Source organism: Zhongshania sp., assembly GCF_041584495.1.
In the GTDB taxonomy this organism is placed as follows: domain Bacteria; phylum Pseudomonadota; class Gammaproteobacteria; order Pseudomonadales; family Spongiibacteraceae; genus Spongiibacter.
Window position 1 is genome coordinate 1 of the sequence record NZ_JBFHDY010000213.1, and the last position, 3,113, is coordinate 3,113.

At 55.2% G+C, this 3,113-nt stretch carries 3 protein-coding genes; all 3 read right to left on the bottom strand.

The genetic code is table 11. The features are described from left to right. Window positions 1–69: 69 nt before the first annotated feature. Window positions 70–438, bottom strand: coding sequence for a hypothetical protein (locus tag ABYP33_RS18195; RefSeq protein ID WP_372809440.1), 369 nt, complete (start codon window positions 436–438; stop codon window positions 70–72). Between the two features lie 136 nt (window positions 439–574). Further along, a complete protein-coding gene (locus ABYP33_RS18200; protein ID WP_373092665.1) occupies window positions 575–2,203 on the bottom strand; it encodes a hypothetical protein in 1,629 nt (542 codons plus the stop codon). After that, window positions 2,193–3,113 (bottom strand): hypothetical protein (locus ABYP33_RS18205; protein ID WP_373092667.1); only part of this gene is annotated, 921 nt, incomplete at its 5' end. The genes ABYP33_RS18205 and ABYP33_RS18200, both read right to left, overlap by 11 nt.

Sequence of the window (3,113 nt, forward strand, 5' to 3'; positions counted from 1 at the left end):
CCGGGAATCCGTTGGGGGCCGCGTTGTTGTTGCTAGCAGCCACCACACTCCAATCAAAAATATCTGCCATTACAAGCGCTCCGCTGTGTTCTGTGTGATTCCGTATATGCTGATTGTCAAGCCGCCAGCCAGGGAATCAGTAAATCCAATTGTACCACCTTTTGAAACGTGGAATCCGCCGTTTGGGCCTTGCGTGAACAGCTCAACACGGCTATTTGCCGCTACATTCTCGCCAAACATCAGCGCCGTGCTGTTGTTGTAAGTGGTGCCGTCGTCGTCGTGGAACAAAGAAGCCGCCCCAGCGCCCGCCGTGGTGTTGCAGATAACCACCCGCGTGATCTCAACACGTAGATTGGACGGCGCGGTGTATACGGTATTGGCATTTGCATCAGCCGCTGTATACTGAGCTAGTAGACTTCCTGAGACGTTTTGGTTCATGCTTGACTCTATCAATTCAACCTATGCTGCTGCCGCTTTGTACCCTTTCGTTCTGCTCGCCCTGAGCATCACGATACTAAACCCCTGTAAGCGCGCCATATCTCGACATATGCCGCCAAGCGCCCTAAAACGCCTGCTACTCAGACGTATAAATTGACGGGCCTAGTAGCGCGCCCGCTGTTGCGGTTCTTGGCGTCCCAAGCAATCCCAGAGACTGAGTCAGCAGCGATGGAGAGTACGATGGTGTACCCATCATCTGTTGATATGGAGCGGACGTAATAAGCTCCCTAGCTGCTGGCCTAGCCAGCAAGCTGGCCATCATAGCGGGGTTTTGCGTTCCTGCCGCCGTTCCAAACCCTAGCGCGTAATCAAGCGGGCTAATCCCCGGCATACTGGAGCGTATTTCCTGCGTGGCACGAGGAAACGACGCCGCAAACCGGGCAACATCTTTCAATTCGCCAGAAATTGGCTTGCCTTTTTCCAGTTGCTTAGCCAGCTTGGATGCCACAACATTGCCAGAACCCTTATTGACAGCTTCCTCTACTGAGTACGTTTTGGCGATAAGCTGCCTGCTATCCACAAAGCTCTCGTACAGGTCATCAGCGCCAATCTGCTTGAGGTTTCTAGCCACCAAATCCTCTACAGACTGCGCGCCTTTCTTGTACGCCTTGGCCAGTGCTTGTTTTGCTGGATCATCCGATTTAAACAAGGTTTTTGCGTCAAACCGCAATTTCTTGATAACTTCAATGGCGTTTTCAGGGGAGAATTGATCCTTAGCCAAAGAATTAGCGAAATCCTGCAATCCTGGGTCTGCCATTTCCGGGAAATCTTGGGCCAATCGCTGATTAGCCGCCACAACGCCGCGCAAATCATCAATGTATGACTTGTCCGCCCGAATAGGCTGGCCAATCTGCTTGACGGCCTCGTAAGCCTGCCCCGCCGTGTCTCGGATGGCGCTAAAAGTATCGTCTGTCAGGGGCGCGTTTTCAGGCAATCCAAGCTCTCGACGAGCCGCCGCGTTAATCACGCCCTGATTCTTCTCTGCCACACGCTGAGCCGTGCTAATCTTCCCGGCCAAGCCTTCAAGCGTTCGGTTTATTAGGGTTGGGTTGGCCATTGTTGGCTCAGCTACAAGACCAATGTCTCGGCCAGCCATGAGCGCCTCATCCATTACGGAGCGCTGCGCCCTGCGGCTTGCTATGTCATCAAGCACACTAGCAATACGAGATTGCGCCATGCTGCCGATAGTCTGCCCAAGTTTCTGGCCACTCGCACCAAAGGCCGCGCCCAGCGCGCCAGAGGTCGCCTTGCCTGTCAATACGTCGCCTTCAGCCACTGGCTCCAAAAGCCCCAGCCCTGTTCCAATAACAGCCGCCCCGGGAACAGTTGCAGCATAAGGTGCAAAAGCAGCCGGAATGGCAGCGGCAACCTTACCTGTTATCTCGCCAGCTGTCCCCGCCGCTGTTTCAGCTAATGGCGCGTCAATCCGGGCCTTTTCGGCAATTGTCTCTTGCGGAACCATACCGACAAGCTGCCCAGCGCCATACGCCAAATCAGTCATGCCCTTGCCGACGCCCGCGAGGAATCGTTCGCCAGTTCCCATATCGTCAATGGGGCTGTAGGTTTCGGGAGCGGCTGGGGCCGCTGGGACTGGGGCATCAAACTGACCAGCCTTCAAGGCATTGGCTAGCGCTTTGGCGGCCACTGTATCCCCAGCTGCGTCTGCGTTCCGCAATGCGGATTCTAGTTCGCCTTTAGTCGGCATATTTGTTCACCAGAGATTGGATGTCTGAGGTTTCCGCTTGCGGCGCATATTGTTCTTGGTAGCTTTGCTCCAAGGCGGCAAGATAATTGTTGTAATGCTGCTCTATCTTCTCAAGGGCAGCCATCATCTGATCCGGGCTTTGCCCTGTATCCAAGTTGCTAACAGTTGATTGCAGCGCCTCCAGCTCTTGGATGGCCACTTGCCCAAGCGCGCCCCCTGTTGGGGACTCGTCGCGCATTTGCTGAAGCCTATCAAAGCCAAGGTTGGCTTTTACAGTTTCAACGGTTTTGGTCAAATCAAATGCAGGCGTTCCAGGGATGCCCCGCGTCATGGAGCCGAGAAGCCCTGTAGTGAGCGCCCCGGTTGACTTCTTTGCCTCAGATATGGCGTCTAGCACATTTTGGGCTGATCGTTTGGCTGTGGCCAGTTTAGCTTTTGCCTTGGGCTGCGCCACCTCCTTCTCGACTTCAACCTTTGCTCGCTCCTGCGCCCCAGTCTTTGCCCCCGCAATGCCGCCCGCTGTCTCTGCGACAGAAGCAGGGTCAACCAAGGGCTGCGCTTGCCCCGTAATTGGGTTGATGTTGTAGCGAATTCCGCCAGCTTCAAATGTGGTTGGCGCAGAATAGAACGGTTCGCCAGTGTCTACAATCTCGCCAGTCTTGGTCATATAACCGAGGTTGCCGCTAGCCAGCTTGAGGGGCGAGCCTTGAATTCCCGCTTGCCCAGCTGCTGTTCTAGCTTGCTGCCCCAACATCGTCATTGCTTGGCCTTCCAAGCCCGTGCCGATATACGGAGCCAATGCCGGGTTTTGCTCGCCCAACTGAGACAAAGCCGCCTGCTTGCGCTCCCTCTCCGCCTGCTCGCGCTGCTGCGCCTCAAGCTGGGTTTTGTACTGAGCGCCTTGCATCAA

Bases quoted from the DNA above. Each gene is read 5' to 3' on its own strand.
- ABYP33_RS18195 (WP_372809440.1), bottom strand. From the start codon at position 438: ATGAACCAAAACGTCTCAGGAAGTCTACTAGCTCAGTATACAGCGGCT.
- ABYP33_RS18200 (WP_373092665.1), bottom strand. From the start codon at position 2,203: ATGCCGACTAAAGGCGAACTAGAATCCGCATTGCGGAACGCAGACGCA.